At 52.1% G+C, this 25,840-nt stretch carries 34 protein-coding genes; 25 read left to right on the top strand and 9 right to left on the bottom strand.

Annotation, left to right across the window (positions count from 1 at the left end; all coding sequences use genetic code 11):
* Positions 1–10: 10 nt before the first annotated feature.
* A complete protein-coding gene (locus tag IT781_RS07285; protein ID WP_194969482.1) occupies positions 11–346 on the bottom strand; it encodes a DUF2782 domain-containing protein in 336 nt (111 codons plus the stop codon).
* Between the two features lie 219 nt (positions 347–565).
* Between IT781_RS07285 and IT781_RS07290 the strand changes: the two genes are divergently transcribed.
* The 6 genes from IT781_RS07290 to IT781_RS07315 all read left to right on the top strand — a co-directional run bounded on the left by IT781_RS07290 (position 566) and on the right by IT781_RS07315 (position 6,009).
* Positions 566–1,870, top strand: a complete 1,305-nt coding sequence (locus IT781_RS07290) for an NAD(P)/FAD-dependent oxidoreductase (RefSeq protein ID WP_194969483.1) — start codon at positions 566–568, stop codon at positions 1,868–1,870.
* A 32-nt stretch (positions 1,871–1,902) separates the two neighbouring features.
* Positions 1,903–2,433 (top strand): YcxB family protein, encoded by a 531-nt coding sequence (locus IT781_RS07295; RefSeq protein WP_194969484.1) that lies wholly within the window; start codon positions 1,903–1,905, stop codon positions 2,431–2,433.
* 154 nt (positions 2,434–2,587) lie between these two features.
* Complete coding sequence (locus IT781_RS07300) at positions 2,588–4,471, top strand: ATP-binding cassette domain-containing protein (protein WP_194969485.1); 1,884 nt, start codon at positions 2,588–2,590, stop codon at positions 4,469–4,471.
* A 90-nt stretch (positions 4,472–4,561) separates the two neighbouring features.
* Positions 4,562–5,074, top strand: coding sequence for a hypothetical protein (locus IT781_RS07305; protein WP_194969486.1), 513 nt, complete (start codon positions 4,562–4,564; stop codon positions 5,072–5,074).
* A gap of 8 nt (positions 5,075–5,082) precedes the next feature.
* Entirely contained in the window at positions 5,083–5,526 is a 444-nt protein-coding gene (locus tag IT781_RS07310) for a universal stress protein (protein ID WP_194969487.1), read from the top strand.
* A 69-nt stretch (positions 5,527–5,595) separates the two neighbouring features.
* Positions 5,596–6,009: a TM2 domain-containing protein gene (locus tag IT781_RS07315; protein ID WP_194969488.1), complete on the top strand. Its 414-nt coding sequence runs from the start codon at positions 5,596–5,598 to the stop codon at positions 6,007–6,009.
* Positions 6,010–6,082: 73 nt separating this feature from the next.
* Here the strand turns inward: IT781_RS07315 and IT781_RS07320 are convergent, their stop codons facing one another.
* The 5 genes from IT781_RS07320 to IT781_RS07340 form a co-directional block, all read right to left on the bottom strand.
* On the bottom strand, positions 6,083–6,286 hold the full coding sequence (locus IT781_RS07320) for a cold-shock protein (protein ID WP_020159073.1): 204 nt from the start codon (positions 6,284–6,286) through the stop codon (positions 6,083–6,085).
* Positions 6,287–6,431: 145 nt separating this feature from the next.
* On the bottom strand, positions 6,432–6,842 hold the full coding sequence (locus IT781_RS07325; RefSeq protein ID WP_194969489.1) for a CBS domain-containing protein: 411 nt from the start codon (positions 6,840–6,842) through the stop codon (positions 6,432–6,434).
* Positions 6,839–7,189, bottom strand: a complete 351-nt coding sequence (locus IT781_RS07330; protein WP_194969490.1) for a P-II family nitrogen regulator — start codon at positions 7,187–7,189, stop codon at positions 6,839–6,841. The genes IT781_RS07325 and IT781_RS07330 overlap by 4 nt, the downstream gene beginning before the upstream one ends.
* An 8-nt stretch (positions 7,190–7,197) precedes the next feature.
* Entirely contained in the window at positions 7,198–7,977 is a 780-nt protein-coding gene (locus tag IT781_RS07335) for a DUF1538 domain-containing protein (RefSeq protein ID WP_194969491.1), read from the bottom strand.
* Entirely contained in the window at positions 7,974–8,699 is a 726-nt protein-coding gene (locus IT781_RS07340) for a DUF1538 domain-containing protein (RefSeq protein WP_194969515.1), read from the bottom strand. The genes IT781_RS07335 and IT781_RS07340 overlap by 4 nt, the downstream gene beginning before the upstream one ends.
* A 265-nt stretch (positions 8,700–8,964) precedes the next feature.
* Here IT781_RS07340 and clpB point away from each other — a divergent pair, with 265 nt between their 5' ends.
* On the top strand, positions 8,965–11,541 hold the full coding sequence (gene clpB / locus IT781_RS07345) for an ATP-dependent chaperone ClpB (protein WP_194969492.1): 2,577 nt from the start codon (positions 8,965–8,967) through the stop codon (positions 11,539–11,541).
* 43 nt (positions 11,542–11,584) lie between these two features.
* Here clpB and mscL read toward each other — a convergent pair whose 3' ends face one another.
* Entirely contained in the window at positions 11,585–11,983 is a 399-nt protein-coding gene (mscL, locus tag IT781_RS07350; RefSeq protein WP_228778988.1) for a large-conductance mechanosensitive channel protein MscL, read from the bottom strand.
* A 145-nt stretch (positions 11,984–12,128) separates the two neighbouring features.
* Here mscL and IT781_RS07355 point away from each other — a divergent pair, with 145 nt between their 5' ends.
* From IT781_RS07355 to IT781_RS07400, 10 genes are all read left to right on the top strand, one after another.
* Positions 12,129–12,608: a nuclear transport factor 2 family protein gene (locus IT781_RS07355; RefSeq protein WP_194969493.1), complete on the top strand. Its 480-nt coding sequence runs from the start codon at positions 12,129–12,131 to the stop codon at positions 12,606–12,608.
* A gap of 32 nt (positions 12,609–12,640) precedes the next feature.
* The gene (locus tag IT781_RS07360) at positions 12,641–13,069 is read left to right on the top strand and encodes a secondary thiamine-phosphate synthase enzyme YjbQ (RefSeq protein ID WP_194969494.1); all 429 of its coding nucleotides are present in this window, start codon (positions 12,641–12,643) and stop codon (positions 13,067–13,069) included.
* Positions 13,070–13,267: 198 nt separating this feature from the next.
* Positions 13,268–13,477 (top strand): hypothetical protein, encoded by a 210-nt coding sequence (locus IT781_RS07365; RefSeq protein WP_194969495.1) that lies wholly within the window; start codon positions 13,268–13,270, stop codon positions 13,475–13,477.
* Between the two features lie 194 nt (positions 13,478–13,671).
* Positions 13,672–14,478 (top strand): cyclase family protein, encoded by an 807-nt coding sequence (locus IT781_RS07370; RefSeq protein WP_194969496.1) that lies wholly within the window; start codon positions 13,672–13,674, stop codon positions 14,476–14,478.
* A 109-nt stretch (positions 14,479–14,587) separates the two neighbouring features.
* Positions 14,588–15,460, top strand: coding sequence for a metallophosphoesterase (locus IT781_RS07375; protein ID WP_194969497.1), 873 nt, complete (start codon positions 14,588–14,590; stop codon positions 15,458–15,460).
* 73 nt (positions 15,461–15,533) lie between these two features.
* Entirely contained in the window at positions 15,534–15,908 is a 375-nt protein-coding gene (locus IT781_RS07380; protein WP_194969498.1) for a DUF3060 domain-containing protein, read from the top strand.
* 74 nt (positions 15,909–15,982) lie between these two features.
* A complete protein-coding gene (locus tag IT781_RS07385) occupies positions 15,983–16,663 on the top strand; it encodes an HAD family phosphatase (RefSeq protein ID WP_194969499.1) in 681 nt (226 codons plus the stop codon).
* Between the two features lie 100 nt (positions 16,664–16,763).
* On the top strand, positions 16,764–17,642 hold the full coding sequence (locus tag IT781_RS07390; RefSeq protein ID WP_194969500.1) for an EamA family transporter: 879 nt from the start codon (positions 16,764–16,766) through the stop codon (positions 17,640–17,642).
* Positions 17,643–17,738: 96 nt separating this feature from the next.
* Positions 17,739–18,425: a CTP synthase gene (locus IT781_RS07395; protein WP_194969501.1), complete on the top strand. Its 687-nt coding sequence runs from the start codon at positions 17,739–17,741 to the stop codon at positions 18,423–18,425.
* A gap of 18 nt (positions 18,426–18,443) precedes the next feature.
* Complete coding sequence (locus IT781_RS07400; protein ID WP_194969502.1) at positions 18,444–18,923, top strand: GNAT family N-acetyltransferase; 480 nt, start codon at positions 18,444–18,446, stop codon at positions 18,921–18,923.
* Positions 18,924–19,113: 190 nt separating this feature from the next.
* Here the strand turns inward: IT781_RS07400 and IT781_RS07405 are convergent, their stop codons facing one another.
* Positions 19,114–20,478 (bottom strand): sulfite exporter TauE/SafE family protein, encoded by a 1,365-nt coding sequence (locus IT781_RS07405; RefSeq protein WP_194969503.1) that lies wholly within the window; start codon positions 20,476–20,478, stop codon positions 19,114–19,116.
* 191 nt (positions 20,479–20,669) lie between these two features.
* Between IT781_RS07405 and IT781_RS07410 the strand changes: the two genes are divergently transcribed.
* The 8 genes from IT781_RS07410 (at position 20,670) to IT781_RS07445 (ending at position 25,658) form a co-directional block, all read left to right on the top strand.
* Complete coding sequence (locus IT781_RS07410) at positions 20,670–20,879, top strand: hypothetical protein (protein WP_194969504.1); 210 nt, start codon at positions 20,670–20,672, stop codon at positions 20,877–20,879.
* A gap of 35 nt (positions 20,880–20,914) precedes the next feature.
* The gene (locus IT781_RS07415) at positions 20,915–21,379 is read left to right on the top strand and encodes a nucleoside deaminase (RefSeq protein WP_194969505.1); all 465 of its coding nucleotides are present in this window, start codon (positions 20,915–20,917) and stop codon (positions 21,377–21,379) included.
* Between the two features lie 79 nt (positions 21,380–21,458).
* Positions 21,459–22,151, top strand: coding sequence for a phosphate regulon transcriptional regulator PhoB (gene phoB, locus IT781_RS07420; protein ID WP_194969506.1), 693 nt, complete (start codon positions 21,459–21,461; stop codon positions 22,149–22,151).
* Between the two features lie 3 nt (positions 22,152–22,154).
* Positions 22,155–23,432, top strand: a complete 1,278-nt coding sequence (gene phoR / locus IT781_RS07425) for a phosphate regulon sensor histidine kinase PhoR (protein ID WP_194969507.1) — start codon at positions 22,155–22,157, stop codon at positions 23,430–23,432.
* Positions 23,433–23,583: 151 nt separating this feature from the next.
* Positions 23,584–23,793, top strand: a complete 210-nt coding sequence (locus tag IT781_RS07430) for a hypothetical protein (RefSeq protein WP_194969508.1) — start codon at positions 23,584–23,586, stop codon at positions 23,791–23,793.
* Entirely contained in the window at positions 23,777–24,370 is a 594-nt protein-coding gene (locus IT781_RS07435) for a DUF502 domain-containing protein (protein ID WP_194969509.1), read from the top strand. The genes IT781_RS07430 and IT781_RS07435 overlap by 17 nt, the downstream gene beginning before the upstream one ends.
* Positions 24,371–24,464: 94 nt before the next feature.
* Positions 24,465–24,668 (top strand): hypothetical protein, encoded by a 204-nt coding sequence (locus IT781_RS07440; RefSeq protein ID WP_194969510.1) that lies wholly within the window; start codon positions 24,465–24,467, stop codon positions 24,666–24,668.
* A 177-nt stretch (positions 24,669–24,845) separates the two neighbouring features.
* Entirely contained in the window at positions 24,846–25,658 is an 813-nt protein-coding gene (locus tag IT781_RS07445; protein ID WP_194969511.1) for a hypothetical protein, read from the top strand.
* Between the two features lie 90 nt (positions 25,659–25,748).
* Here IT781_RS07445 and IT781_RS07450 read toward each other — a convergent pair.
* Positions 25,749–25,840, bottom strand: a 92-nt coding sequence (locus tag IT781_RS07450; RefSeq protein WP_194969512.1) for a sodium ion-translocating decarboxylase subunit beta, incomplete at its 5' end; no start/stop codon positions are given.

Raw genomic sequence — 25,840 nt, forward strand, 5'->3', positions numbered from 1 at the left:
GGTTATACTTTTACCATTCCAGGATTTTCCACATATTGATGTTGCTTTCCCTGTTCGCGTCATCACGGCGCACATCCATTACGCCGTCATTATTCTTATCAATGAAATAGTAAGGCGGGCCGACATCCGGTATCACTTTGATCATATAAAGTTTGCCGGCCCGGCGATATTCTTGTATGGTCTGCTTGCCTTTGCGGATAATGGTGATATCAGGTTCCATCTCTTCGCCGCTTTGCACGGGCATAGGCGGTTCAGGTGCCTCCGGCACGGCCTCGAGTTGGGGCGGCCGCTCATCAACGGCGAATGCCGGAAAGGCAATAAGGCTAAGTAATATAAAACGGCGCATGGTCGTGCCTCATCAGGAATAAAAACTGGCGTTATCTTATTACAGATTGGGGCGGCTTGCTTGATTAAAAACAGGATTGGGCATGAGCAAAATCAATCATCAGCGCACTGATTCGCTATAATGCCGTAAAAAAGGCGGCGCCTTTCGGCAGACGCAGTGGCATAACGTAAGGTTTATTTTAAATCTGTCCGGCTCAGGCAGATAATTTGGGGGATAGTGATGGCTGATAATAACGAGAAACATAAAATAGTGATTGTGGGGGGCGGAGCGGCCGGTCTTGAGCTTGCTACCAGTTTGGGCAATAAATTGGGCAAAAGAGGCCTGGCGGAAGTCATGCTGCTGGATGCTTCATCGACGCATATCTGGAAACCGCTGCTGCACGAGGTAGCAGCCGGCACGCTAGGCGAAACCGAAGAAGTCGAATATCTGAACCAGGCGCATCGCAATCATTTTCGCTTCCGGCTGGGCCGGATGGAGGGGCTTGACCGCAAGAAGAAGGAAATCTATGTCAGCCCAACCCTGGGCGATAACGGCGAGGAACTGATCCCACGGCGTACTTTCAACTACGACACACTGGTCATGTCGGTCGGCAGCGTCAGCAATACGTTCAACATCAAAGGCGTGGCTGAGCACTGCATGTTTCTGGATACGACTTCGCAGGCATACAAGTTCCAGAAACAACTCGTTAAAGCTTATATGAAGAACCATGCCAGCATCAACACCGCCGCCGATAAGCCGCTGTCGATCGCCATTGTCGGCGCCGGGGCAACCGGAGTTGAGCTGTCGGCCCAACTGCATGAAGTCACCGATCTGCTGGCCGTTTATGGGCTGGATGAGTCCAGCAACGTGAAGCTGACCATCATCGAGGCCGCGACCCAGCTGCTGCCGGCCTTGCCGAACAAACTGGCGACTGCCACGCAACAGCAATTGGTCAAGTTGGGCATCGATCTGAAAATGGGCCGCCGCGTGGTCGAGGTAACCAAGGAAGGCATCAAGACGCATGACGGGGAAATGATCGAAGCCGACCTTAAAGTCTGGGCGGCAGGCATTAAAGCGCCGGACTGGATGAAGCAGTTGGATGGACTGGAAACCAATCACATCAATCAGTTGGTGGTTGATCAAACCCTGAAGACCAGCGATGATGATATTTTCGCGATGGGCGATTGCGCGGCCTGCCCTTGGGCCGGCCATGATGAAAATGTCCCGCCCCGCGCTCAGGCAGCCCACCAGCAGGCGTCGACGCTATACAAAACTATTCTCAACCGGCTGAATGGCCGCGTGCCGGTCCAGTATGTTTACCGGGACTACGGCTCGCTCGTTTCATTGGGCAAATATACCACGGTCGGCAACCTGATGGGCAATTTGATGGGTACGGTCAGCATTGGCGGCTTTATCGCGCGCGTGGTTTACCTTTCATTGTATAAAATGCACCAGGTGGCGATACACGGCTATTTCAGAACGGCGATGCTGACGCTCTCCAATCTGTTCAGACGCAGTGCGCATGCAAAAATAAAAATGCACTAAGCGCCTTATTTTTAAATTTATCAGAAATTATCATGCTAGAAATTGAATACGAGTTCCGCGAACAGGATTTAATCCACTTTAATGAGTTACGGTTGTCGAAATCCGGGGAGATGGAGAAAAATATCAGAAAGCACCGGCTGATCGTGCCGGCCATCATGACGCTGCTGGCATTTTTCAATTATATCTATTATGGGGACAAGATGTCGGCCGGCTATGTGTTGCTTTTCGCCCTCCTATGGGCGATTTTTGCGCCGAAAATCATGATATGGGACATGCGCCGGCAAATATTGACTAATTATACCGACAAGGAAAAGGTCAATATGTTCGGCACTTACACCTTGACTATCGATCCGGCCAATCCCAAATTTCTGCTGGAGAAATCGCCCAGCGGCAAGCACAAAATGGCATGGGAGGATCTGGTGCGGGTCGAATACGGCAACCGCTATGTCTACATCTATATCGATTTGAATACGGCCCTGGTGATTCCCGTCGAAACGGTCAAAAAAGGCAACCTGGAGCAATTCGCCGAGCAGGCCGAAAAAATGATTGAGAGGGCTGCTTAAATAGCTAAATAAGTCAGGCTGGGTTTTATACCGCTGATCGACGGTATAAAACCGCTGTTCCCTCGTTCATATATTTATTCCGCAGCCTGAACGAGAGGTTTGTGGAATTTGTTTTTTATGCGGCTATCCGAGCCGATTTTAACGCTGTACGTCCATGTTGAATTTTAGAAATATATCGTTGCGCCGGGGCGCCCGGGTCTTGTTTGCCAACGCCTCGTTCACTATCCATAAGGGCCAGAAAATCGGGGTCACAGGCGCCAACGGCGTCGGCAAGTCCAGCCTGTTTGCGCTGCTTCGGAACGAGCTGCACCTGGACGAAGGCGATTTCTCCATGCCGCCAGGCCTGGAAATCGCGCATGTGGCGCAGGAGACGCCTGCTGTCGGCTGCTCGGCCATCGATTACGTCATTGACGGCGACCGCGAATTAAGACGCCTGCAGCAGCAACTGGCCGCCGCCGAGCAGGCCGATGACGGCTTGAAGCAGGCGCAACTGCACGCGGCGCTGGATACGATCGGCGGCTATTCGGCCCAGGCGCGGGCTTCTCGACTGATGAGCGGATTGGGCTTCATGCCTGAGCAGGAGCAGAACCCGGTCAGTTCGTTTTCGGGCGGTTGGCGCATGCGGCTCAATCTGGCCCAGGCCCTGATGTGCCGGTCCGACGTCCTGCTGCTTGACGAACCGACCAACCACCTGGACCTGGACGCCGTGATCTGGCTGCAGGACTGGCTGTGCAAATATCCCGGCACGCTGCTGCTGATCTCGCATGACCGCGATTTCCTCGACGCCATCACCGACCATATCGTGCATATCGAGCAGAACAAGGCCGAAATCTATACCGGCAATTATTCGGCTTTTGAAAGAATGCGCGCCGAGAAGCTGGCTCAGCAACAGGCCGCTTACCTGAAGCAGCAACGGGAAATCGCCCATATGCAAAGCTTCGTCGACCGCTTCAAGGCCAAAGCCACCAAGGCACGCCAGGCGCAAAGCCGCATCAAGGCCCTGGAAAGAATGGAATTGATCGCGCAGGCGCACGTCGATTCGCCGTTCGATTTCAGCTTTCCTGCGCCCGGCAGGATGCCCAATCCGTTATTGACGCTGGAGAAGGCCGACATCGGCTATGGCCAGAAACGCGTGATCGAACAGGCAAGCCTGTCGATATCGCCGGGCGACCGCATCGGCCTGCTGGGCCCGAACGGCGCCGGGAAATCCAGCCTGATCAAAGTACTGGCCGGCACCATGCCGCCATTATCGGGAACGCGACGCGAAGCAGATGCGCTCAGGATAGGCTACTTCGCCCAGCATCAACTGGAACAATTGCGTCTGGATGAGAGTCCATTATGGCATCTGCAGAAACTGGACAATCAGGCCACCGAGAAGGATTTGCGCAATTTCCTGGGCGGGTTCGATTTTCAAGGCGACAAGGTGCTGGAACCGGTCAAGCCGTTCTCCGGCGGCGAAAAAGCGCGCCTGGTTCTGGCGATGCTGGTTTATCAAAACCCTAATCTGTTGCTGCTCGATGAGCCGACCAACCATCTGGACCTGGAAATGCGCCATGCCTTGAGCGTGGCGTTGCAGGATTATGAGGGAGCCATCGTTGTCGTCTCCCATGACCGGCACTTGCTGCGCTCGGTGACCGATCAGTTGCTGCTGATGGCCGACGGCAAGGCCCAGCCGTTCGACGGCGATCTGGAGGACTACCGCCTCTGGCTGGCCGAACAGAAAAAAGGCGAGGAAAAGCCAGCGGCGGATGCCACGCCGATGGTTTCGCGCAAAGATCAGAGAAAACTGGATGCGGAGCGCCGTCAGAAATTCAAGCCGCTGTACGATGCGCTGAAAAAAGCCGAGCAGGCGGTTGAAAAATACCATACAGAACAGCGCCAGCTGGAGCAACAACTGGCCGATCCCGCGATTTATGCCGATTCGGAAAAAGATCGCTTAAAGCAACTGATGGAACGCAAGGTGCAAGTCGACAAAGCCTTGGAGGACGCTGAAGCCGCCTGGATGGAAGCCGAGGAAAAGCTGGAAGAGGCTAAATAAAATTCAACTTCCAGGACAAGAGCCGAATAGCTGGAGGTTGCCGATTCAATAAGTAGTGCCGAGGTTTAGCGCATATCGGGAAGGAAGATCATGTTCGAAATCATAAAGCTATTATTTGATATCTGCCTGTTCAAGAAAGGGCCCCAGCATTTGCCGTACTCGCCATCGCTGCTGTACGGCATGATAGGCACCTATGCCGTCGTTAACTTTCTGACGATCCATATCAGCGTAGGCCGGCTTTCTACATTGCTCGTAGTGACGGTCTGCACATTGATCGTTGTTGGATTCAGCTGGGTCATGCTGTACTTCGGGCACAGGCTGGCGCGATTTAATCAAACCACCTGTGCTTTATTGGGCACCGATGCGCTGCTCAGTTTCTTTGCCGTGCCCGGAATTTCCTCAATGGTGACCGGAGGCATGACTTTATTGGCATTTTCGGTCATGATAGTTCTGATGATCTGGCATTGGGTGATTACCGGCCATATTATCCGCAATGCGCTGGATCAGACGTTGATGTTCGGCCTGGGGCTGGCGTTTTTATACCTGTTCTCAATGTATCAGGTAATGGACTTGTTATTTCCCGACGCTACCGTCGTTGAATAGGAGAAATCATGGGAGACTATAAACATATATTGCTGGCGGCCGACTTTTCCGTACACGGGGAGGACGTGGCCAGGAGAGCAAAAGATCTGGCTGACAAATATCAGGCAGAATTGAGTATTGTGCATGTTGTGGACAACTTGCCGCTGACCGATGCGGCGTATGGGCCGGTTATCCCGTTTGATCTGGACTTGACCGAAGAGCTGATGGCGGCGGCAAAAGACAGATTGGCCAAATTGGCCGAAAGCCTGGGTATCGCCGAGGACCGCCAATGCATAGCGGTCGGTAGCCCGAAACTGGAAATCATCAGGGTAGCCGAAGAAAAACAAGCGGATCTGATCGTAGTCGGCTCGCACGGCCGGCACGGTCTGGCCCTGCTGCTCGGTTCGACGGCGAACGGCGTATTGCACCATGCGTACTGCGATGTGTTGGCTGTGCGTTTGAAAAACGAGTGAGAGGGTTAACTGGGCGCACAGACTTACAATTAATAAAGCGCTCTTGTATTGTTATTAAGGTAGATATAAATGATTGGACAGATTGAAAGTTATGATTCCGAGGCAAAAATCGGGGTCATAAAAAGCGATGAGGCATTGTTTGAATTTAATGCTGATGACTGGGCCGCGGAAGCGTCGCCGGAGCCAGGCGATGATGTCACTTTTGACGCAAAAGGCAATGCCGCTGTCAACGTGAATCTGGTGGGGGCTTATCTGGCTAAACCCGAGGCTGTCAAATACCGTTATGTGGCGGCTGTGTTGGCACTGGTTTTAGGCGGCATCGGCGCGCACCGGCTTTATTTGGGCTATTACTGGATTGCTCTGGCCCAGTTGGCGCTGACTGTTTTAACGGTCGGTTTCGGTGTGGTCTGGGGATTTATCGAAGCGGTGCTGCTTTTTGGCGGGCAGATGGACAAGGATGCCAAAGGCCGCCCTTTAAAATAGCTTGTTGAAAAACCATAAAAAAGGCCCTGATGAGCCATCATCAGGGCCTTTTAGAATCTGAATGCGATCCTTGTTATTTAGGTTGCACGTTAGCGGCAGTTAAGCCTTTTGGACCAGATTCGATGTCAAAGATGACTGTTTGGCCTGGGGACAGTGTTTTAAAACCTTCTCCCTGAATAACCGAGTGGTGAACGAAAACGTCTTCACTACCTTCTGAAGGTTCAATGAAACCAAAACCTTTTGTGTTATTAAACCACTTTACAGTGCCTGTTGCCATTTTGAAAACTCCTGAAAAAATAACTTACGGTTAACACAGAACTAAAACATTGATAACCGGACAACCTAACAACCTAGGAATCCCTAACTCAACATCTGCCGTCTGATCGCAGGCTATTGTACTGTTATTTTTCGCCGGATGCCATTTATTGAAAGATTTTGTAGAGTCCGTCAAGTACCAGCGCATTAGGGCTGACCATACCGACGACTTGCTGGTTTTCAACGACCGGCGCCCTGACCAGATCGTACTGGGCAAACAGCCTCGAACAATAGCGGATATCCATGTCCGGGGAAACGCTGATGACCGGCTTGGCCATGATTTCATAGACATTGACGCGCTCCGGCGCCCGGTCTTTCGCCAGCACATGGCGCGCGATATCGCCGGATGTGATCATGCCGAACTCATCGTCGTCGTGGCGCTTATTGACGATCAGCACGGATGTTCTGAGCGCTTTCATTTTTTTCAGGGCGTCGGCCACGGTCGCAATGCCGTCGATGGTGCCGACCTCGGTTTTCATGATATCCCTGACGCGGGTTATGGGCTGCTTGACTGTCATATTTTGTCCTCGATTTCGTGGGTTAATTCTTCAACCTGATGCATGACGCCGATGGCGTCCTCGACATCGATCTGAAAGGCGATACCGGTGCCGGGCGTGTTGTCAAACTGGGCGGCTTGCGAGACGGTTTCGAGAATGTGCCGGCTCAGATGCTCCTCCACCAGCAGCAGCACGACATCACGCTGCATCTCAAGCGACAGGCCGAAAAAGGTCTTGGAGCGCTTGAGGCCTTCGCCGCGGGCGTTATTGACAACGGTTGCGCCTTTGGCGCCGTTTTTACGCGCCGTTTCAAGCACCAGTTCGGTTTTGTCATCATCGACAAGTACGATAATTAATTTGAAATGCATGGTTTTCCTCAAGGGTTAGATGAAGTGCTGTTTCTGCTGAGCCATTGTGCAATTTGCGCATAGCCCAGTACAGCAATGACAGGAAACAGGCTGGCAAAGGCGATCAGGCCAAAGCCATCCAAAAGCGGGTTGCGGCCGGGTATGGCCTCGGCCAGTCCCAATCCCAATGCGGTGACCAACGGTACGGTAACCATCGATGTAGTTACCCCACCTGAATCGTAGGCCAGGCCGATAATCATCTTGGGGGCAAAATAGGTTTGTATGACAATAATGACATAGCCGGCGATAATAAAAAAAGCGAGATCCAGCCCCGTGACAATTCGAAACGTACCCAAGGCCAGGCCAACAGCGACTCCTACGGCAACCGAGATCCGCAACCCCCAGGCGCGGATGGTTCCACCAGAAATTTGCTCGACTTTAATAGCGACAGCCAGCAGGGCAGGTTCGGCTAAAGCCGTAGCGAAACCAATGCTGGCGGCAAAAACATAAACCCAAAAATAAGTGAGCCAGGATACAGACTGATTGACAGGATCAATACCTAAAAATTCAGGCGCGGTCAGCTGGGACGCCATCAAGCTCCCAAGCGGGAACAGCGCCATGTCGAGACCTTCCAGAAAGACAACAATGCCGAGCAGGACATAGAAAAAACCGATCAGCGTTTTCTTGGGATTGGCAATGGGTCTGCGGATCACCCATAGCTGGAATCCGATGATAGTCGCCGCAATAGGCAAAATATCCCGGCAGGTTTGCAGTAATTCCACTGCTAAATGTATTAACCATTCAATCATATAAACATCCCGTAAGCCATGACGAAAATCATCGGCATCAATACCGCAAAAACTATTAGTCCGAAACCATCCGTTACCGGGTTGCGGCCTTTGATCGCGGTGGCAAGCCCGACGCCGAGCGCGGTCACCAGCGGCACGGTAATGGTGGAGGTGGCGATGGCGCCTGAATCATAAGCGATGCCAATGATCTCGGCGGGCGCGAAGGGGGTCATAATCGCAACGCAGCCAAACCCGAAGAAAACCGGGTAATAGACGGGCCAGCCCCGGAGAATTCTGAATATGCCGACCAAAATAGCGAAACCGATGGATAGGGCGACAGTAATACGCAGTCCTAATGCATAACTGTCCTTGGCTGCGTCAGTTTGATCAATAAGTCCCCCGGCAGCGGCTATGTTGGCGGCTTTTTCGGCAACGGCGATGAGCGCCGGTTCGGCAATCGCCGCACTAAAACCCAGACAGAACGCAAAAGCCAACAGCCAGAACAGGCTGCCTTTGCGCGCAAAGGCGTGTGCCATCGACTCACCCAATGGGAACAGGCTTTGTTCCAGTCCTTGAACGAATAACGTGAGGCCGAGCACGACTAAAAGCGTGCCGATGATTAAATCGCTCACATCGGGAATAGGCAGCTGGATAACGAAAACCTGGAAGATAATCACGACAGCAAGAATCGGGACCAGATCCAGAAAACTGCTGAATAGCTGCCTGATAAAAGGATTGTCCATAAGGCGATGGCGAAGCGACGTATAGAAGTCCAGAAAACGTCTGTACAGCTGCCTGATAAAAGGATTTTTCGATAAGGGCATGTTTAATATAAATTTATTTTCATCATTAGTCTTTTTCAGTTAAGCAACAATCCCATTAAAAATCAAGTCGGGTTTGAGGTTGGAATAAATCCTGTCATCAAAGTTAGCGTCCTTGTCTTGAAAACGGTCGGATTACCCCCCATGTTAGCGGTAACTTAAAAATTATCTTTTAGAGGTACATCAAATGCGCATGGATAAATTAACCAGCAAGTTTCAAATGGCGCTGGCCGATGCCCAAAGCCTGGCTCTGGGAAGAGACCATCAGTTCATCGAGCCGGTGCATGTTATGCTCGCCTTGCTGGATCAGGAAGGCGGCAGCGTCAAGCCGCTATTGGCCCAGATTGGCGTCAATACCAATACGCTGCGGGTCGAGCTGAGCAAAGAGATCGATCGCATCCCCACGGTGAGCGGCTCGGGCGGCGATGTCCAGATTTCCAATGAATTGAACCGGTTGCTGAACCTGACCGATAAACTGGCGCAGAAACGCAACGACGCCTATATTTCCAGCGAGCTGTTCGTCTTGGCGGCCCTGGAAGAAAGAAGCCTATTGCAGAACCTGCTGAAAAAAGCCGGCGTGACCAGGGATGCGGCTGAAAAAGCCGTCGACGCCATGCGCGGCGGCCAGGCGGTCAACGACCCCAATGCCGAAGATCAGCGTCAGGCCCTGAAAAAATATACCATCGACATCACCGAGCGCGCCGAGGCCGGCAAGCTCGATCCCGTGATCGGCCGGGATGACGAAATCCGCCGCACGATCCAGGTCCTGCAACGCCGCACCAAGAACAACCCGGTCCTGATCGGCGAGCCCGGCGTCGGCAAGACTGCGATCGTCGAAGGCCTGGCGCAGCGCATCGTCAATGGCGAGGTGCCGGAAGGCATCAAGGGCAAGCGCGTGCTGGCGCTGGACATGGCGGCCCTGATTGCCGGCGCCAAGTTCCGCGGCGAATTCGAGGAACGCCTGAAAGCCGTTCTGAACGATCTGGCCAAACAGGAAGGCCAGATCATCCTGTTCATCGATGAGTTGCACACCATGGTCGGCGCCGGCAAGGCTGAAGGCGCCATGGATGCTGGCAACATGCTGAAACCGGCTCTGGCGCGCGGCGAACTGCACTGCGTCGGTGCGACGACACTCGACGAGTATCGCAAATACGTCGAGAAAGACGCGGCCCTGGAGCGCCGTTTCCAGAAAGTATTGATTGACGAGCCGTCCGTCGAGGACACGATCGCGATTCTGCGCGGACTGAAAGAGAAATACGAAGTCCATCACGGCGTCGACATCACTGACCCGGCCATCGTGGCTGCCGCGAGCCTGTCTTACCGCTACATTTCGGACCGGCAATTGCCCGACAAGGCCATCGATTTGATCGACGAAGCGGCCAGCCGCATCCGCATGGAAATCGATTCCAAGCCGGAAGCCATGGATAGGCTGGACCGTCGTTTGATCCAGCTGAAAATAGAGCGCGAAGCGCTGAAGAAAGAAGCCGATCCGGCCTCCAAAAAACGTCTGGAAATCCTTGAGGGAGACATTGCCGAATTGGAAAAGGAATACTCCGACCTCGAGGAAGTTTGGAAAGCCGAAAAAGCCTCGCTGCAAGGCACGGCATCGATCAAGGAAAAACTGGACCAGTTTCGGATCGAACTGGAAGCGGCCAGCCGCGCCGGCGATCTGGCGCGCATGTCGGAATTGCAGTACGGTATCATTCCGGCGCTGGAAAAACAGCTCAACACGGCCTCATCGGTTGAGCCTCATAAAATGACTCTGCTGCGCAACAAAGTCACCGAAGAGGAAATCGCCGAAGTCGTGTCGAAATGGACCGGCATACCGGTTTCCAAGATGATGGAAGGCGAGCGGGAAAAACTGCTGCATATGGAAGAAGCGCTGGCCAAACGTGTGGTCGGCCAGGATGAGGCACTGAGAGCGGTCAGCAATGCCATCCGCAGGTCGCGGGCCGGCTTGTCCGATCCAAACCGGCCGAACGGTTCGTTCCTGTTCCTGGGGCCTACCGGTGTCGGCAAGACCGAGCTGTGCAAGGCGCTGGCCGAATTCCTGTTCGACACGCAGGACGCGCTGGTGCGCATCGATATGTCCGAATTCATGGAAAAGCATTCGGTCGCGCGTCTGATCGGCGCGCCTCCGGGCTATGTCGGCTATGAAGAAGGCGGCTACCTGACCGAAGCGGTCCGGCGCAAACCGTACTCGGTCATCCTAATGGATGAAATCGAAAAAGCCCATCCGGACGTTTTCAACGTGCTGCTGCAAGTGCTGGATGACGGCCGTCTGACCGATGGCCAGGGCCGGACGGTGGATTTCAAGAACACCGTCGTCGTCATGACCTCTAACCTGGGTTCGGACCGTATCCAGGAACTGGCCGGCGAGGCGCATTACGAAGAGATGAAAGCGGCGGTCATGGAAATCGTCGGCCTGCGCTTCAGGCCCGAGTTTATCAACCGGATCGACGATGCAGTCGTCTTCCATCCATTGGGGCGCGAGCAAATCCGGGCGATCAGCGAAATCCAGATCGAATACCTGCGCAAACGCCTGCAGGACCGCGAAATCGGCTTCGAAATCAGCACCGCCGCGCTCGACAAACTGGGCGAAGCGGGCTTCGATCCGGTCTATGGCGCAAGACCGCTGAAACGGGCCATCCAGCATCAACTGGAAAACCCGCTGGCTCAGGAAATCCTGGCCGGCAAGTTTGCGGCGGGCGATGTCGTCAAAGTGGACGTGCACAATGGCGAGCTGAGTTTTTCGAAAGACTAAGCAATATCGGGTGGGCGGCACGGTGCTGCCCACCCTGATCATGCTATTTTCTTTCCCTCAGCAAGTCGCGGATCTCAGCCAACAATAGTTCTTCTTTGGTAGGCGCGGGCTCCGGCGCCGCTTCCTGTTTTCTTCTGAAGCGATTGATTAGCTTGACTATCATGAAAACGGCGAAGGCAATAATCGTGAAGTTAACCAAAGTCTGAATGAAATTGCCGTAATTAAGCGTTACGGCGGGCGTATCCAGGGTGGCTTCCTTTAACGTTACTGCCAGATTGGTGAAGTCGACGCCGCCGATCAGCATGCCGATCGGAGGCATAATGATGTCGTCGACCAGCGATGAAATGATTTTGCCGAAAGCGGCTCCGATAATGATGCCGATGGCCATGTCGATAGCATTGCCTTTAATGGCGAATTCTTTAAATTCACGTAATATGCTCATAATTGACTTCCCTCATGGTTCATTAGAAGCGAGCTGTCAGACTGTTTTTAAAGGCAGTGAGAGCGTCCAGACTATAAAATGAGCTTGTTCATACAGATTCTTTTGAATCGGCTATCTTGATCAGCCCATCTTAAGGAGAAAGACTATGAATATTAATGATGAGTTCAGACCGCCAGTGCCGCCATTCACGCGTGAGACGGCCATGCAGAAAGTCCGCATGGCTGAGGATGCATGGAACAGCGGCGATCCGCAGCAGGTCGTTCTGGATTATACGATCGACAGTCAGTGGCGCAGTCGCGTCGAATTTTCGAAAGGCCGGGAGGAAATCATCCGGCTTCTGACGCGCAAATGGGTGCGTGAACAGGAATTCAGGATAATCAAGGAACTCTGGGCGCATGAAAATAACCGCATCGCGGTGTGTTTCGTTTATGAATGGCACGATTATGTCGGCAACTGGTTCCGCTCCTATGGAAACGAAAACTGGGAATTCGATGCGAACGGCCTGGTACAGAAGCGGTTCGCCAGCATCAACGACATGCCCATCAAGGAACCGGAACGCAAATTCCACTGGCGCCCGGGGCGCCGGCCCGATGATTATCCCGGCCTTAGCGAGCTCGGCTTATAACCATTTTCTACTGCGGTATTTAAGATTTTACTATGTGGATTCAGAAAGAATTTAAACTGAAAGCGCGGCCCCGCGGTTTTCATCTCGTCACCGATGAAGTGCTCAGCGCTCTGCCGGAACTGGCAAATATCCGGTGCGGGCTGCTGCATCTGTTGCTGAAGCATACGTCAGCCTCGCTGACGCTGAACGAAAACGCCGACATGACCGTACGCCAGGATTTCGAGCGTTTTTTCAATAGAGCAGTGCCGGAAAACGAGCCTTACTATCGGCACAACTACGAGGGCAGCGACGATCTGCCCGCGCATCTGAAAAGCAGCATCCTGGGCGCCACCTTGACCATTCCCATCACCAACGGCAGGCTGAATCTGGGCATCTGGCAGGGCATCTATCTGTGCGAGCACCGGAATCATGGCGGTAGTCGGAGTCTGGTGGCGACTATTCAAGGGGAGCGCGTAGGATGAATTCCGGCATTCGCAGTCGCCTGTGCCGGGTTTTCGCTAAGGCCACAGCACGGTAGGCTGGGTTGATAAACCCAGCATTCAAAGCCACCTTGCCGGATTTCCGCTAAAGCTACAATCCAGCTTACGCGTGCTGTATCAATTGCGAACGCCACCTCCTGTCGTCGGCACATCCTATTCCTATGCCCCTATGCCTGCAGAATGGCAAAAACGTTTGACAGGTTTGTGAGCGAGGTCTACAAGTTAGCAGAAGAAGTTTTTCAGGATGCGGGTCGATGGCACCCCGTTGCTTCTCTCAACTTCATAACCAAGGGTGATGACAATGATGAGGATGGTGCTGGAAATAGCGATGGTGATGGCGGTCGTACTTGGGATGGTGATGGTGATGAAAGTAACCTCAAAAGAAAATGAGGCCAATAAAACTTTGCCCAGTGATGAGAATGGCGATGATGATAATAAAGATAGCGGCAGTGCATAGGATAGAATCCGTTCTGTAGTGCTGTAGGCTGGGCTCCCGAGCAGTTTCCGATAGATCGGGTCTGACGATGTGTTCGCCTGCTGCCGTTAATCACGCCGCAAAATCATTAAACACAGGAGATTGGACAATGCCGCTAACCAAGATAGTCTCGCTTGCTGTACTGTGTTGCCTTACCGCTGGTTGCTCTACTGGACCCGGCAGCTATCCTTCAGGACAATGGATAGACTTGTCGTATGATTTTTCCCCGGAGACCATCTATTGGCCGACAGCTGAGCCGTTCCAATTAGACACTGTCTCTGCCGGCATGACGGAGAAAGGATATTACTATTCGGCCTACAAGTTCTGTGCCGCCGAACATGGCGGCACTCATGCCGATGCGCCGATCCATTTCGCGTCCGGGGGCAAAACAATAGATCAGATCCCGCTGACGAAGCTGATTGCTCCAGCGGCCAAAATAGATGTTTCACAGAAGGCGATGGCAGATCGGGATTACCAAATCAGTGTAGAGGATTTCAAAGCCTGGGAATCTCAGTACGGAAAGATACCGGAGAGGAGCATAGTGTTGCTGCAAACGGGGTATGGCCAGTATTGGCCTGACCGATTGAAATATTTAGGTACCGACAAGCGAGGTGCTGAAGGCGTAGCCGAGCTGCATTTCCCGGGCTTGCATCCTGAAGCGGCCAAATGGTTAGTCAGTAGCCGAAGAATTAATGCGATAGGCATAGACACAGCCAGCATTGACTACGGGCAATCGCAGTTATTTGACAGTCATACAGCACTGATGGGCCAGAGCACGCCTGTATTTGAGAATGTCGCAAACCTGGACAAAGTGCCGACAGTGGGCGCGCAGGTGATCGCGCTTCCGATGAAGATCAAAGGGGGCAGCGGGGCGCCGCTGCGGATAATCGCTTTCATACCGGACGGGGCGCGTTAATCGCGTTGCAGGATGGGTTGGTAAACCCGGCATGGGCAGCCGAAAAAGTGTTGACGCATTACATCCATTTGGGTGCTAATATCCGGTCAAGATCTCTATAGGTAACGCCATGAGAAGCAATGCCCCCATCCGAAAACTCCCCGCTAATAGCATCGGTAAGGACTATGTCGTAGGCGACTTGCATGGCTGTTACGGTTTGCTGGAGCAATTGTTGGATGAAGTGGAGTTCGACAAGACCCGCGACCGGCTGTTTTCGGTCGGCGATCTGATCGACCGGGGACCCGACTCGCTGCGTTGCCTGAAATTGCTTGCAGAGCCCTGGTTTCACGCAGTGCGGGGCAATCACGAGCTGATGATGCTGGATTTCTTTTCATCCTACCTGACCAGTGGGAAATTCGATCCGCAGGAGGATATTGTTGATAATGGATTTCTGGAATACGGCGGCGACTGGGTGAGCGGCTATGTTGACGCTGACCGGCATTGCATGACACAGGAGTTTAATCGCGGATTGATTTTAGCGTTACAGATGCCGCTGATATGGGTAGTGGGAGAAGGAAGCAATCGCTTCCATATCATTCATGCCGATCTGGTCAGGCCGGATTATAAAACCGCTGATCATATTGTCTGGCTGGACAGCGATATTGACCGGTGGCTTGAGCGACAATTAATACCGCCCGAAGCTGAACGGCAACTTTACTGGAGCCGGGCACTGATGTCGAGCCAATTGGCCGAACAGGAAGTTGCCGGGACGCAAGCCGGCCTTTCTCTAACTTTTTGCGGTCATACTTATGCCGCTAAGCCACGCCAGCTGCTATCCCACCTGTGCCTGGATACCGGCGCTTTCGTGTCCTGGTGGTCCAGGATCTATGGTGAAGAAGGCGACAATTCAGGCCTGACGTTGTTTAATGTGCAGGAATCGCGCTGGGTTTCGGCATCCTATACGCGGGACGCTATTTTCTGGAGTGAAGTTTCAGCGGGGTAGCCGGGCTGATTCCGGATACCGATCATGCCGGAGATTGATGTTTTTTCACAACTCGCTATATCAAGGAGACCACATGATTAAAGCATTACCGATCCTTTTTATAATCTTGCTTGCAGCGTGCAGTCAAGTTGACTCAAGCCGTAACGCTTCGGCGGCAAAGATGCCGGTTGCAATTTCCGGCATCGATTCAAAGACCGTTCTCAATAAAGCAGGTGAATATAGCGTCAGGGTATCGGGCATGAAAAACGATGTGACCATTAAAGCCGGGAATACCGTCAGCCAGTTGCTTGTCTCTGGAGTCGACAACAACATTACCGTCGAGGAAACGGCCGTTGTTCAAAGCATCAGTCTTGCGGGCAGCAATAACAAAGTCTATGTTCCAGCCGGATTCCAGGCGAAAACTATGTATTCAGGCTCAAAAAATGCCATTATTGAAAAACAAAAGTAATATTCAATGGACTCGGCATTTGCAGGTGGCAGTTTTTTTGTTCACACCGGCATGCCATTACTACTGGGATCACAATGAAATATAAAGGGATTATCTTTGACTTTAACGGCGTTTTGCTTTGGGACGCGCCGCTTCATGTTCAGGCATGGCAGGCGACGGCCCTTCGGCTCAGGGGCGCTGAATTGAATGATGATGAATTTTCAATCCATGTACACGGCCGCACTAACGCTCACATTCTTGGCTATCTCACGGGCCGTATGCTTCACGGAAAAGAGCTTCTCGACCTCATCCAGATCAAGGAATCCATGTACCGGGACTTATGCTTAAAAAATTCCGACAGGTTTGTCTTGTCTCCAGGTGCACAGGCACTGCTAGACTTCCTTGCCGCCGAGGACATACCGCGGACAATAGCAACGGCCTCGGAAAGAACGAACCTCGATTTTTTCGTGCATCATCTTGGCCTGGCAAAGTGGTTCGATCTGCAACGGATCGTCTATGACGACGGTTTCCTTCCCGGAAAGCCCGCACCCGACATGTACGTGAAGGCGGCTGCAAACATTCAAGTGCTGCCGCACGAATGTATCGTTGTCGAGGACGCCATTTCCGGATTCAAGTCCGCGCATGCCGCAAACATCGGCTATATCGTGGGTCTTGGTCCTCGTGCAACGCACGCCAGGCTTTTGGCCTGCGAAGGCGTATCGGCCGCAATCGAGAGCTTCGAGCAGTTTCCTCGCCAGATATTGCTGAATGCATGATACGTAGCGGCGAATATGCCCAAAATTCGGACACGTGATTGCCCAAAAGCTGCTTTCTTGGGCAATCACCTCATTTAAAACGTTAAACAGGGAAGCAACTATGCATCTGCGACACATTGCGCTGGCTATCTTGATAATAGCCATTTGGGGATTCAATTTTGTGGTCATCAAGGTGGGCCTTAAAGAACTCCCGCCCATTCTGCTTTGCGCGGTCAGATTCTTTCTCGCCGCATTTCCGGCGGTCTTTTTTATTAGGCGTCCTGCCGTTCCTTTTTACCAGGTTATGGCCTTCGGATGGGTGATGTTCGTGTTTCAATTTGCGCTGCTGTTTTCCGGCATGTATGCCGGAACCACGGCGGGCCTGGCGTCTTTAGTGCTCCAGGTTCATGTATTCTTCACTATCGTACTGGCCGTCGTATTTCTGGCTGAGCAGCCATCTGTCTGGCAGGTCATCGGCGCCTTGACGTCATTTTCGGGAATCGGGCTGGTCGCCGCGAATACCGGCGGCGAAATTTCGGCTCTCGGCCTGGCTTTAATCGTTGGCGCCGCCGTCTCATGGGGAGTCGGCAATCTTCTTTCCAAGAAACTGGGCAAAGTCGATATGCTGGCACTGGTGGTGTGGGGCAGTCTCGTTGCCTGGCCGCCGCTTTTGCTTTTGTCTTATCTGCTGGAGCAGGGCAGCTGGAGCCCTGAGGGCTTTTCTCATCTTTCATGGTCCACCATTGGTGCAGTCGGATATATCGTGTATCCGGCAACCCTGCTGGGTTTCGCCGTATGGAGCTGGCTGCTGAGCCATTATCCGGCCGCGACGGTGGCGCCGTTTACTTTGCTGGTGCCTGTGTTCGGATTCACGAGCTCAGCACTGGCCCTGGGGGAGCCGATCCATCAATGGAAAATAGCCGCCGCCGTTCTGATTATCGCCGGACTGTGCATCAATCTGACCGGCGCCCGCATCGCCATGCGTCTTCGTCCTGCTTGATCCGTTCATGAAAAATCGATGATATGCAGGCCCGGTCTCGGCAAAAAAAATGGCTTTTCTACAATATCGTTAGACTAATCAAAGGAGTTGAACATTATGCGAAAATCGATAGCTTTACTGGGTGAATACACACCGACATTTCCGCCCCATGTTTCGACCGATGTGGCCATCGAGCATACCCGGAATTTCTTAGGGATAGATATAGCAGCGGAATGGGTTTCAACGAAAGATATTGACGACGGCTTGTTTGAGCGCCATTCGGGCATCTGGGTGACCCCGGGAAGTCCCTACAAGAGCATGGAGAAGACCTTATGGGCTATTCGCTATGCGAGGGAAAACAAGGTTCCCTGTTTCGGCACCTGCGGCGGGTTTCAGCATATCGTAATCGAGTACGCCCACAACGTTTTGGATTTCAGGGAGGCGCAGCATGCCGAGTACGCCCCCTACGCTTCAAGCCTTTTCATCTCCAGGCTGACCTGCTCGCTTGCCGATCGCGAGATGCAACTTGATTTTGCGCCGGGGTCTCAAGTGGCTGAAATTTACGGCAGTTTGTCGGCGAAAGAACAGTACTACTGCAATTTCGGAGTCAATCCGGATTACGCTCATTTATTGAAGCAAGGGCCGCTGAATATCTCCGGCTCGGATGCTGAAGGCGAAGTGCGCGTCATTGAGCATCCCGATCATCCTTTTTTCATTGGCACGCTGTTCGTGCCGCAGGCGCGCTCCATGCCTGAACAGCCGCATCCATTGGTTATGGCTTTTCTAAGCTCTGTAAGGCTGTAGGCTGTTTTAGGCAAAATTATGAATTTAAACATCCGTAACGCAAATTTTGAAGATTTCACTCATATCCAAGCGCTAATTTCTAAATCAGCCCGAATACTTCAGGCGCAGTACTATAAAAAGTCAGAAATAGAAGCAGCGTTGGAGTTGGTGCGTGGCATAGAAGAACTGATTATTGCAGGTAGCTTCCTTGTGGCTGAGCATGAAAGGAAAATCATCGGTTGCGGTGGCTGGGCGTTTGATGTGTCTTATCCTCAGAAAGCAGAAATAAGGGGATTTTTTGTGCATCCTGATTTTATTCGAAGAGGTGTTGCTGCGCTTCTCCTTAACACATGCGAAAATATATGCTTGCGTAGAGGTATTGAGACTTTATATCTGACGGCTACACTTTCTGGTGAGCCTTTTTATAAAAAGCATGGTTTTTTTGAATTTGAAAGGTTCAATCAGGATTTGTCAAATGGACAGACTTTTGAATTAATCAAGATGGAAAAAGTTTTGTAGTACGCATCGCGTACCTTTCCGGACTTGCGGTATGTCGAAAAGCCTTGAAGTGGTACGCGATGCGTACAGTGGCTTTCGCCTTGATTTTGGCAGGGCAGCGGGTAGGCTTAAAGCGCCAGCCCTGCCTATAGATGCCGCGCCAAGGCTGAGTTTTTGTATCGATAGCGGTTCCTAGCTCCTAACCAGCCCATCATTTCCTCACAATAAACGTCCCTGGAATCATGCCCATGTAGCAGCTCCAGCTGATTGCGCCCATTTGCTGAGGCGTGAATTCGACGACTTGCAAGCCGGGCTTCAGGTCAATGGTCATGTCCAGCGTCGGAACGATGATTCTTTTGTTGCAGCTGGACAGTTCCTTGACGTTGATGATCCATTTGACCGGAATACCGTAGCGCAGGTTGAATTTGTCCGGCTTATAGGCGGTTGCTTCGGCTTCCATGTAAATGACCTGATAGCCGTCTTGAAGGTGCGACCCGGCGTCGGCATGATCATGCCGCCAGGTCATGAAGCGCTCCTGAAATGCCAGCGACGCTCTTGACAGCAACGAATTGACATCATAGCCGGAGCCCGAAATCAGGAGGCTGCGGTTGAGCATGGCCGCTCCGAGCAGCAGGATGATGACGGCCGAGATTTTCATGAACCGCTGCGTGGCGCCGCTGGAAATCATGCCGGCAAAGTAGCCGAATGCCAGCATGACGGGCAGCGTGCCCAACGCAAAGACGGCCAGCATGGTTGCGCCCGCTAAGGCGCTGCCCGTGCCGGCGGCCATGATATACACGGCCTGCAAGGGGCCGCAGGCGATCATCAGGCCGTTCAGCAACCCGATTATGAAGGGATTGGACGTGCGCTGGCGCCGCCTGACCAAGAAGCGGTTAACGAAGAAAGGCAGGCGTATGTGCAGGCGTCTTAAGCCGCTGAACGCCTCCAGCATGCTCAATCCGTAAAGGATCAGGAATACGCCCGCCACGGCCGACACCATACTGCGCGTGCCCAGGGTAAAGGTAATGGCGCCGCCGATCAGGCCGAACAAGGCGCCGAAGCCGGAATAGGACAGCGTTTTTCCGAGGCCGTAAAGCAAATGGCTGAAATAATCTGGCTTGCCCGATTTTACGTCAGCTACGGTATAGCTGATGACAAAACCGCCGCACATGCCGATGCAATGGAAGCTGGTCAAAACGCCGACCAGAAACAGCAAGCCATAGTTGGCTGTTTTCCCGATGTCTTCCAGCGATAGGTCGAGCTGAACGAATTTGTTCAATTGCAGCAACAGAATAATGCCTGTGATGGCGACGATAATCTGGAAAAGGCGTTTGCCCAGGCCCGCCGGTTTATGCCGGGCGCGGTTCGAACATTCATAACCGACTGATTTGACTGCCGCGCAGACCGTCTTGAGCGATATGATGTCGTTGTCCAGATCCAGCGTCAGCGTTTCGTCAGTAAAGCTGGCCTGCGCCTTGATGACGCCGGGGAGCCCTGCAACCGCTTCAACAATATGATTTTCGCAGTCTGCGCATTGCATACCGGTGACAGGCAGTTCGTAATGTTTGGGTTTCATATTGCGATGAAGAATGTGGGTGATTAATGAATTGTATGAGTCCTGTGTCGGTTTGCCAATGCATCTGGGTGTAGTGATTTAGTTTGCGTAGGCTGAGCACTGTCATTTACAAATGACGATGTTGGAATACGCTTGTAACGGCTCAATCAAGATCTATGATTTTATTCCTCATCATTTTAATAGTCGTGGCAGTGTTAGTTTTTGCAGACAAACAGGCCGGTTTTGCCAGGCGCGAGAACTTTATAACCGACTATTATTTCCCCACCGGTATTGTCGGCAAGTTGGTTGCGTCAGCGATATCGGCTGCGCATCGGGCCGCGCTGGGGATGCAGGCGGCTAAAAAGTTATCGCCGATCCTCTATCAATCCGATGCGTTTAATTATAATGAGCCTGAAAGTTAAAAATTTGGCAAATATCTGACCGGCAGGTTGAACAGATGAATAAAGAAGATTACATGCGCAGAGCCATCGAGCTGGCTTTGCAGGTTCCCGCGTTTCCGTTCGGCGCCGTCATCGTAAGGCGGGCGACCGGCGAGATTGTCGCCGAAGGCTTTAATCAGTCGGTGCTGAATCCGGCCTGGCATGGCGAGATGGTCGCGATCAACCATTGCGCGCAGTCCCATCCATCAGCGGATTGGCGCGAATTCGATCTGTATACGACGGCGGAACCGTGCCCGATGTGCCAGAGCGCGATCGAATGGGCGGGCATCGGCACGGTTTATTACGGCACGTCCATTCCTTATCTGCAAAACCGGAATTGGTGGCAAATTGATATCCGCGCGGAGGAAATTGCCGCCAGAACCCCGTTCCGGAACAGCCGCGTCGTCGGCGGCTTACTGGAGGCCGAGTGCAATGCATTGTTCGATAAGGCGCCCAGGGGCATGTTCCATAAGGCGACTTAGCGCAATTGATGGGCTCTTGTCATAAAAGAGTAATATAGGTTTTCTACAATATGAAGATTTAATAATCACTCAATTAATTATGTCCAGTTTTAAAATTCTCGTTGTTGAAGATGAAGATGCTATCAAAGGCATGTTAATGCTGGTATTGGAGCAGGCCGGTTTTACGCCGATTGCAGCCGCTGATGCGGAAGAAGCGCAGAGAGTCCTCGATGATAATTTACCGGACTTGATTCTGCTGGACTGGATGCTGCCGGGCATCAGCGGCGTTGAATGGGCCAGGCGCCTGAAGAAAGACCAGACGTATCGGGAGCTGCCCATTATCCTGTTGACGGCGCGCGGCGAGGAAGAAGACAAGGTCAAAGGGCTGGAAATCGGCGCCGACGATTACATGACCAAGCCTTTTTCGCCCAAGGAACTGATAGCGCGAGTCCGCGCCGTATTGCGCAGAAGCGGAAAAATTCAGGGCGCGGCGCAAATAGAACTGGGCGATCTGGTGCTCGATACCGAACAGCACCGCCTCAGCATCGGAGACAAGCAACTGGACGTGAGCCCGACCGAGTTCCGCTTGATGCAGTTTTTCATGACCCACCCCGATAAGGTGTACAACCGCACGCAACTGCTGGATCAGGTCTGGGGGCGCAGCGTCTATATCGAAGAGCGCACGGTCGACGTGCATATCCGCCGGCTCAGGAAAATCCTCGGTGAATACGGCAGAGAGGATCTGGTTCAGACCGTGCGCGGCTTCGGCTACCGGTTCTCAGTGACAAGCTAGGTTATGAGCTTCTGGCAAAAAGAGATCGGCATTGCGCTGCTGCTGTTTTTGGCCGCGCTGGTGGCAGGCAGTCTAACAGGGCATGTTTTGTTGTTTGTGTTTCTGGTGATGTTGGGGCTCTGGATCAGTCAGTTATTCCAGATCAGCCGGTTTGAAAGATGGGTAAGCACAGGCGGGCGCGGCAAATACCCTAAAGCGACCGGTGTCTGGGAAGATATTTACTATCATGTCTACCGCATCAAAAAAAACGAGAAAAAACGCAAGAAGAAACTGAGCAAGATGATAGATCAGTTTCGCAAGTCCACGGAAGCCTTGCCTGATGCCGCCGTTGTTTTGGGGGCGCATGACGAAATCGAGTGGACCAATAAAGCGGCCCGAGAGGTTCTGGGACTCCAGCAGACCGATAAAGGCCAGCGCATCCCCAACCTGATCCGTTTCCCCGAGTTTATCCGCTACCTTAAATCCGGCCATTACGATGAGGCGGTCATGCTGCCTGCGCCGGTGGACCACAGCATTACATTGGCCGTGCGGATTGTTAAATATGGCGCCGGACTGCGGCTGCTGTTGGCACAGGATGTCACGCAGCTGAAAAAAATGGAAAGAATGCGCAAGGATTTTGTTGCCAATGTCTCGCATGAACTCAGAACGCCGTTGACAGTGTTGAAAGGCTATCTGGAAACCATGCAGGACATGGATGACGGCAATTCACCGTTACTGACGCATTCGGTTCAGCAAATGCAGGGTCAGACCGAGCGGATGCAGCATCTGGTCGATGACCTGTTGCTGCTGACGCGGCTGGAAACGCAACAGAAGAAAGTGCAGTGCGTCGACATTCCGGCTTTATTAAACCAGATCTGCAAGGAAAGCGACGCGCTGGAAATAGCGGCCGGGCGCATCGAATTATCGCTTGAAACCGATGCGCATATTGTCGGCGAAGAACAGGAATTGCGCAGCGCTTTCACCAATCTGCTGGGCAACGCCTTGAAATATTCGTCCGATGATTCGAAAGTGAAAATACGCTGGCATCGATCCGAAGACGCTCTCATGCTGGATGTCGAAGACCAGGGCGAAGGCATCGCCGCGGCTGAAATCCCGCGTATTACCGAACGCTTTTACCGGGTTGAAGTCAAGCGCAGCAAGAAAGTCAACGGCACCGGGTTGGGCCTGGCTATCGTCAAGCATGTGCTGATGCGTCATGACGCCAAGTTGGACATCGTCAGCGAACTGGGCAAGGGCAGCCGTTTCAGCTGCTGTTTCCCTGCGACACGGCTTTGCAGCTGATGCTTTCATTTATTTCTTAGCGACTCGATCAGACCTTTCAATACCTCAAATCCTTGCCGGTCGCATTTCAATTCGACAGGCAGCAATTATAAATTCGCTTATAATTGAAACGGGCCATAAATAAACAAGCGAAGCAGACGTCATTCTGCCTGTGGTTTTAATTGTTCTCATTGAAACCGTTTTCAGCTCAGGCACAATGTTTTTTCGGCAGATTATTATGCGTTTGTTTTTGCTGGCCTTAGCAAGACTTTACAACAAAATAATAAAAAATGTAGCGGACTGCTTGCCGGGTTACCGACCAGCATCAGATGTTCTGCTATTGATTCAAGCAGTGGAGGAAGAAAATGAGCGCGTTGATTAAGAAGTTATTGAACTATCTTTTAATCGGAATTTTGGCAGTTATTCCTATTGTTATAATTTTACAAATCATCATCTTTGTAAAAGACCGGGTTGCCGATCTGTTTCAGCTGGTTTACGGTTATTCGGTCAGCTATGTTTATACGTCGCTGATTTTTGCCGTCAGCTTCATTATCCTCGTTTCCATCGGCCGTCAGATAGCCAAACAGGGGCGTCCCTGGTTTATTGCCGCTTTTGAGCATGTTATCGACAGAATTCCTTTTTTGAACACCGTTTACAGGGTTATTAAGAAAGTCATAAATATGTTCTCCTCCCATGACAAGAGCATCGCCAAAGAGGTCGTCTATGTGGAATACCCGAAAGACGGGGTTTGGGTGCCTGCTTATGTCACGAACCGGTTCAATGAAAAGTACGTGCTTTTCGTGCCTACCTCGCCGAATCCGACATCGGGATTTACCGTCATCGTCGATAAGTCAAAAATCATCAGATCCAATATGAATATTGAAGAAGCCACCAGTTTTATCGTCAGCGTTGGCGTCGATTTCGATAAAGATACGGAAGTGGGCCAGTTACCCCGGTAAGAACCAACATGGATTGATTTACCAAGTCAGCCCGAGATCAAGCGAGAAACAGAGCAGCATGCAATAGAGATATTATTAGATGAGATTAACCTGGATGAAATCAATAATTAAAATAACCGTTATGCTGTCATGGGCGGCAATTGCCGGCTGCAATGGAGAAGATCAGCCGGCCGCGGCTGCCGATAGCGAGGTGCTGAAGGCTGAGAGGGAAGCGCTGGAAAAGGCTAAGGCGGTCGAGCAGACGGTTCTCGATGCGGCCGCGCAGCAACGGCAGCAAATCGAGCAAAGCACGCAGTAAAGCGATGCCCTCATGCGGAATGGGGGGCGGCTTACTCTCCCCATTTTGTCTGTTTTGTGTTTGATAGTTTTTGATTGACTTTGAACGTTTTGCTTGTTATGAATGAGCCTGCGTACTAGCAATAAAAAACGGCAAAAATACAATAAACACAAACAATTACATGAGGGGAGTGCAGTTATGGAATCTAATGACAGTGCCGTTGCGGGCGGCTTGCTGGTGAAATTAACCCGATTGGAAGATCAGGTGTCAACGCTTTCCAAGGAGCTGGAATCAAGTAAGAATACCATCAGTCTGCTAAAGCTGTCGCTGACCGAGCGCGATTCACGCATTTATGAATTGGAGTCAAAACTGACAGCGGCGCAAAACACGCAACTAAAAACAACGGTTAACTGGATTGAGCGTTGCAGGCATCAAATCAAAAGCGGCGTGGACGAAAAATACATCAATCCGACTTTCGCTAAAATCCGCCAGCGCATCGAGACCATGCAGCGATTGGTCTACGAAACCAGGGATCTCGTCAACCAGAAAGTAACCGTCATTCAAGCAAATATCCACGACTATTCCGCCTTGATCAAGCAGTGGCCCGAACAAGCCAGACTGTATTTTGAACAAGGCGTTGTCGAGCCTCTCAACTCGTTGGTCAATGAAACGGTTGCATCAACCTACAGCTATTTGAAAGCCATCCGGGACATGACTGAGCAGAAAATCCTCTATCCTTGCAAAGTCATCTATGACGAAATTGTCGTCGCGGTCCTGGCGCTGCCTTCACAGAGCCGGATTATTCTTCAGGTGTGGCTGATCGACCCTGCCAGACAGCAAATGGCCGTATTGCCTGAGTTAGGCTTGAAACTTTCTGCCAGCGCCCTGGCATGGCTGGGCAAGTCGATCAATCAATTAAGAGCGTTGATTGATCGCGTAGTTGAAGCGATAGGAAACGCCATTAAAAGCTCATCGTTCTGGAATGGAAATCAGCCGATACAAACGGCTTGAATAGACGGGAATTAATGGGTTTGGCTAGTGCATAAAAGCCCTGTCCGGATATTCCTGACAGGGCTTTCGTTTAAGTGGAGATATCGCCGGCTATTTCACCAGACTCAACAGGATGCCGGCCGCGACCGCCGAGCCGATCACGCCGGCCACGTTCGGGCCCATGGCATGCATGAGCAGGAAGT

The sequence above is a fragment of the Methylobacter sp. BlB1 genome (assembly GCF_015476545.1).
Lineage (GTDB): Bacteria > Pseudomonadota > Gammaproteobacteria > Methylococcales > Methylomonadaceae > Methylobacter.

What these genes read in the sequence shown, in the direction of transcription:
- IT781_RS07285 (WP_194969482.1), bottom strand. Translation starts at nt 346, where the DNA reads ATGCGCCGTTTTATATTACTTAGCCTTATTGCCTTTCCGGCATTCGCC.
- IT781_RS07290 (WP_194969483.1), top strand. Translation starts at nt 566, where the DNA reads ATGGCTGATAATAACGAGAAACATAAAATAGTGATTGTGGGGGGCGGA.
- IT781_RS07295 (WP_194969484.1), top strand. Translation starts at nt 1,903, where the DNA reads ATGCTAGAAATTGAATACGAGTTCCGCGAACAGGATTTAATCCACTTT.
- IT781_RS07300 (WP_194969485.1), top strand. Translation starts at nt 2,588, where the DNA reads ATGTTGAATTTTAGAAATATATCGTTGCGCCGGGGCGCCCGGGTCTTG.
- IT781_RS07305 (WP_194969486.1), top strand. Translation starts at nt 4,562, where the DNA reads ATGTTCGAAATCATAAAGCTATTATTTGATATCTGCCTGTTCAAGAAA.
- IT781_RS07310 (WP_194969487.1), top strand. Translation starts at nt 5,083, where the DNA reads ATGGGAGACTATAAACATATATTGCTGGCGGCCGACTTTTCCGTACAC.
- IT781_RS07315 (WP_194969488.1), top strand. Translation starts at nt 5,596, where the DNA reads ATGATTGGACAGATTGAAAGTTATGATTCCGAGGCAAAAATCGGGGTC.
- IT781_RS07320 (WP_020159073.1), bottom strand. Translation starts at nt 6,286, where the DNA reads ATGGCAACAGGCACTGTAAAGTGGTTTAATAACACAAAAGGTTTTGGT.
- IT781_RS07325 (WP_194969489.1), bottom strand. Translation starts at nt 6,842, where the DNA reads ATGACAGTCAAGCAGCCCATAACCCGCGTCAGGGATATCATGAAAACC.
- IT781_RS07330 (WP_194969490.1), bottom strand. Translation starts at nt 7,189, where the DNA reads ATGCATTTCAAATTAATTATCGTACTTGTCGATGATGACAAAACCGAA.
- IT781_RS07335 (WP_194969491.1), bottom strand. Translation starts at nt 7,977, where the DNA reads ATGATTGAATGGTTAATACATTTAGCAGTGGAATTACTGCAAACCTGC.
- IT781_RS07340 (WP_194969515.1), bottom strand. Translation starts at nt 8,699, where the DNA reads ATGGACAATCCTTTTATCAGGCAGCTATTCAGCAGTTTTCTGGATCTG.
- clpB (WP_194969492.1), top strand. Translation starts at nt 8,965, where the DNA reads ATGCGCATGGATAAATTAACCAGCAAGTTTCAAATGGCGCTGGCCGAT.
- mscL (WP_228778988.1), bottom strand. Translation starts at nt 11,983, where the DNA reads ATGAGCATATTACGTGAATTTAAAGAATTCGCCATTAAAGGCAATGCT.
- IT781_RS07355 (WP_194969493.1), top strand. Translation starts at nt 12,129, where the DNA reads ATGAATATTAATGATGAGTTCAGACCGCCAGTGCCGCCATTCACGCGT.
- IT781_RS07360 (WP_194969494.1), top strand. Translation starts at nt 12,641, where the DNA reads ATGTGGATTCAGAAAGAATTTAAACTGAAAGCGCGGCCCCGCGGTTTT.
- IT781_RS07365 (WP_194969495.1), top strand. Translation starts at nt 13,268, where the DNA reads ATGGCAAAAACGTTTGACAGGTTTGTGAGCGAGGTCTACAAGTTAGCA.
- IT781_RS07370 (WP_194969496.1), top strand. Translation starts at nt 13,672, where the DNA reads ATGCCGCTAACCAAGATAGTCTCGCTTGCTGTACTGTGTTGCCTTACC.
- IT781_RS07375 (WP_194969497.1), top strand. Translation starts at nt 14,588, where the DNA reads ATGAGAAGCAATGCCCCCATCCGAAAACTCCCCGCTAATAGCATCGGT.
- IT781_RS07380 (WP_194969498.1), top strand. Translation starts at nt 15,534, where the DNA reads ATGATTAAAGCATTACCGATCCTTTTTATAATCTTGCTTGCAGCGTGC.
- IT781_RS07385 (WP_194969499.1), top strand. Translation starts at nt 15,983, where the DNA reads ATGAAATATAAAGGGATTATCTTTGACTTTAACGGCGTTTTGCTTTGG.
- IT781_RS07390 (WP_194969500.1), top strand. Translation starts at nt 16,764, where the DNA reads ATGCATCTGCGACACATTGCGCTGGCTATCTTGATAATAGCCATTTGG.
- IT781_RS07395 (WP_194969501.1), top strand. Translation starts at nt 17,739, where the DNA reads ATGCGAAAATCGATAGCTTTACTGGGTGAATACACACCGACATTTCCG.
- IT781_RS07400 (WP_194969502.1), top strand. Translation starts at nt 18,444, where the DNA reads ATGAATTTAAACATCCGTAACGCAAATTTTGAAGATTTCACTCATATC.
- IT781_RS07405 (WP_194969503.1), bottom strand. Translation starts at nt 20,478, where the DNA reads ATGAAACCCAAACATTACGAACTGCCTGTCACCGGTATGCAATGCGCA.
- IT781_RS07415 (WP_194969505.1), top strand. Translation starts at nt 20,915, where the DNA reads ATGAATAAAGAAGATTACATGCGCAGAGCCATCGAGCTGGCTTTGCAG.
- phoB (WP_194969506.1), top strand. Translation starts at nt 21,459, where the DNA reads ATGTCCAGTTTTAAAATTCTCGTTGTTGAAGATGAAGATGCTATCAAA.
- phoR (WP_194969507.1), top strand. Translation starts at nt 22,155, where the DNA reads ATGAGCTTCTGGCAAAAAGAGATCGGCATTGCGCTGCTGCTGTTTTTG.
- IT781_RS07435 (WP_194969509.1), top strand. Translation starts at nt 23,777, where the DNA reads ATGAGCGCGTTGATTAAGAAGTTATTGAACTATCTTTTAATCGGAATT.
- IT781_RS07440 (WP_194969510.1), top strand. Translation starts at nt 24,465, where the DNA reads ATGAAATCAATAATTAAAATAACCGTTATGCTGTCATGGGCGGCAATT.
- IT781_RS07445 (WP_194969511.1), top strand. Translation starts at nt 24,846, where the DNA reads ATGGAATCTAATGACAGTGCCGTTGCGGGCGGCTTGCTGGTGAAATTA.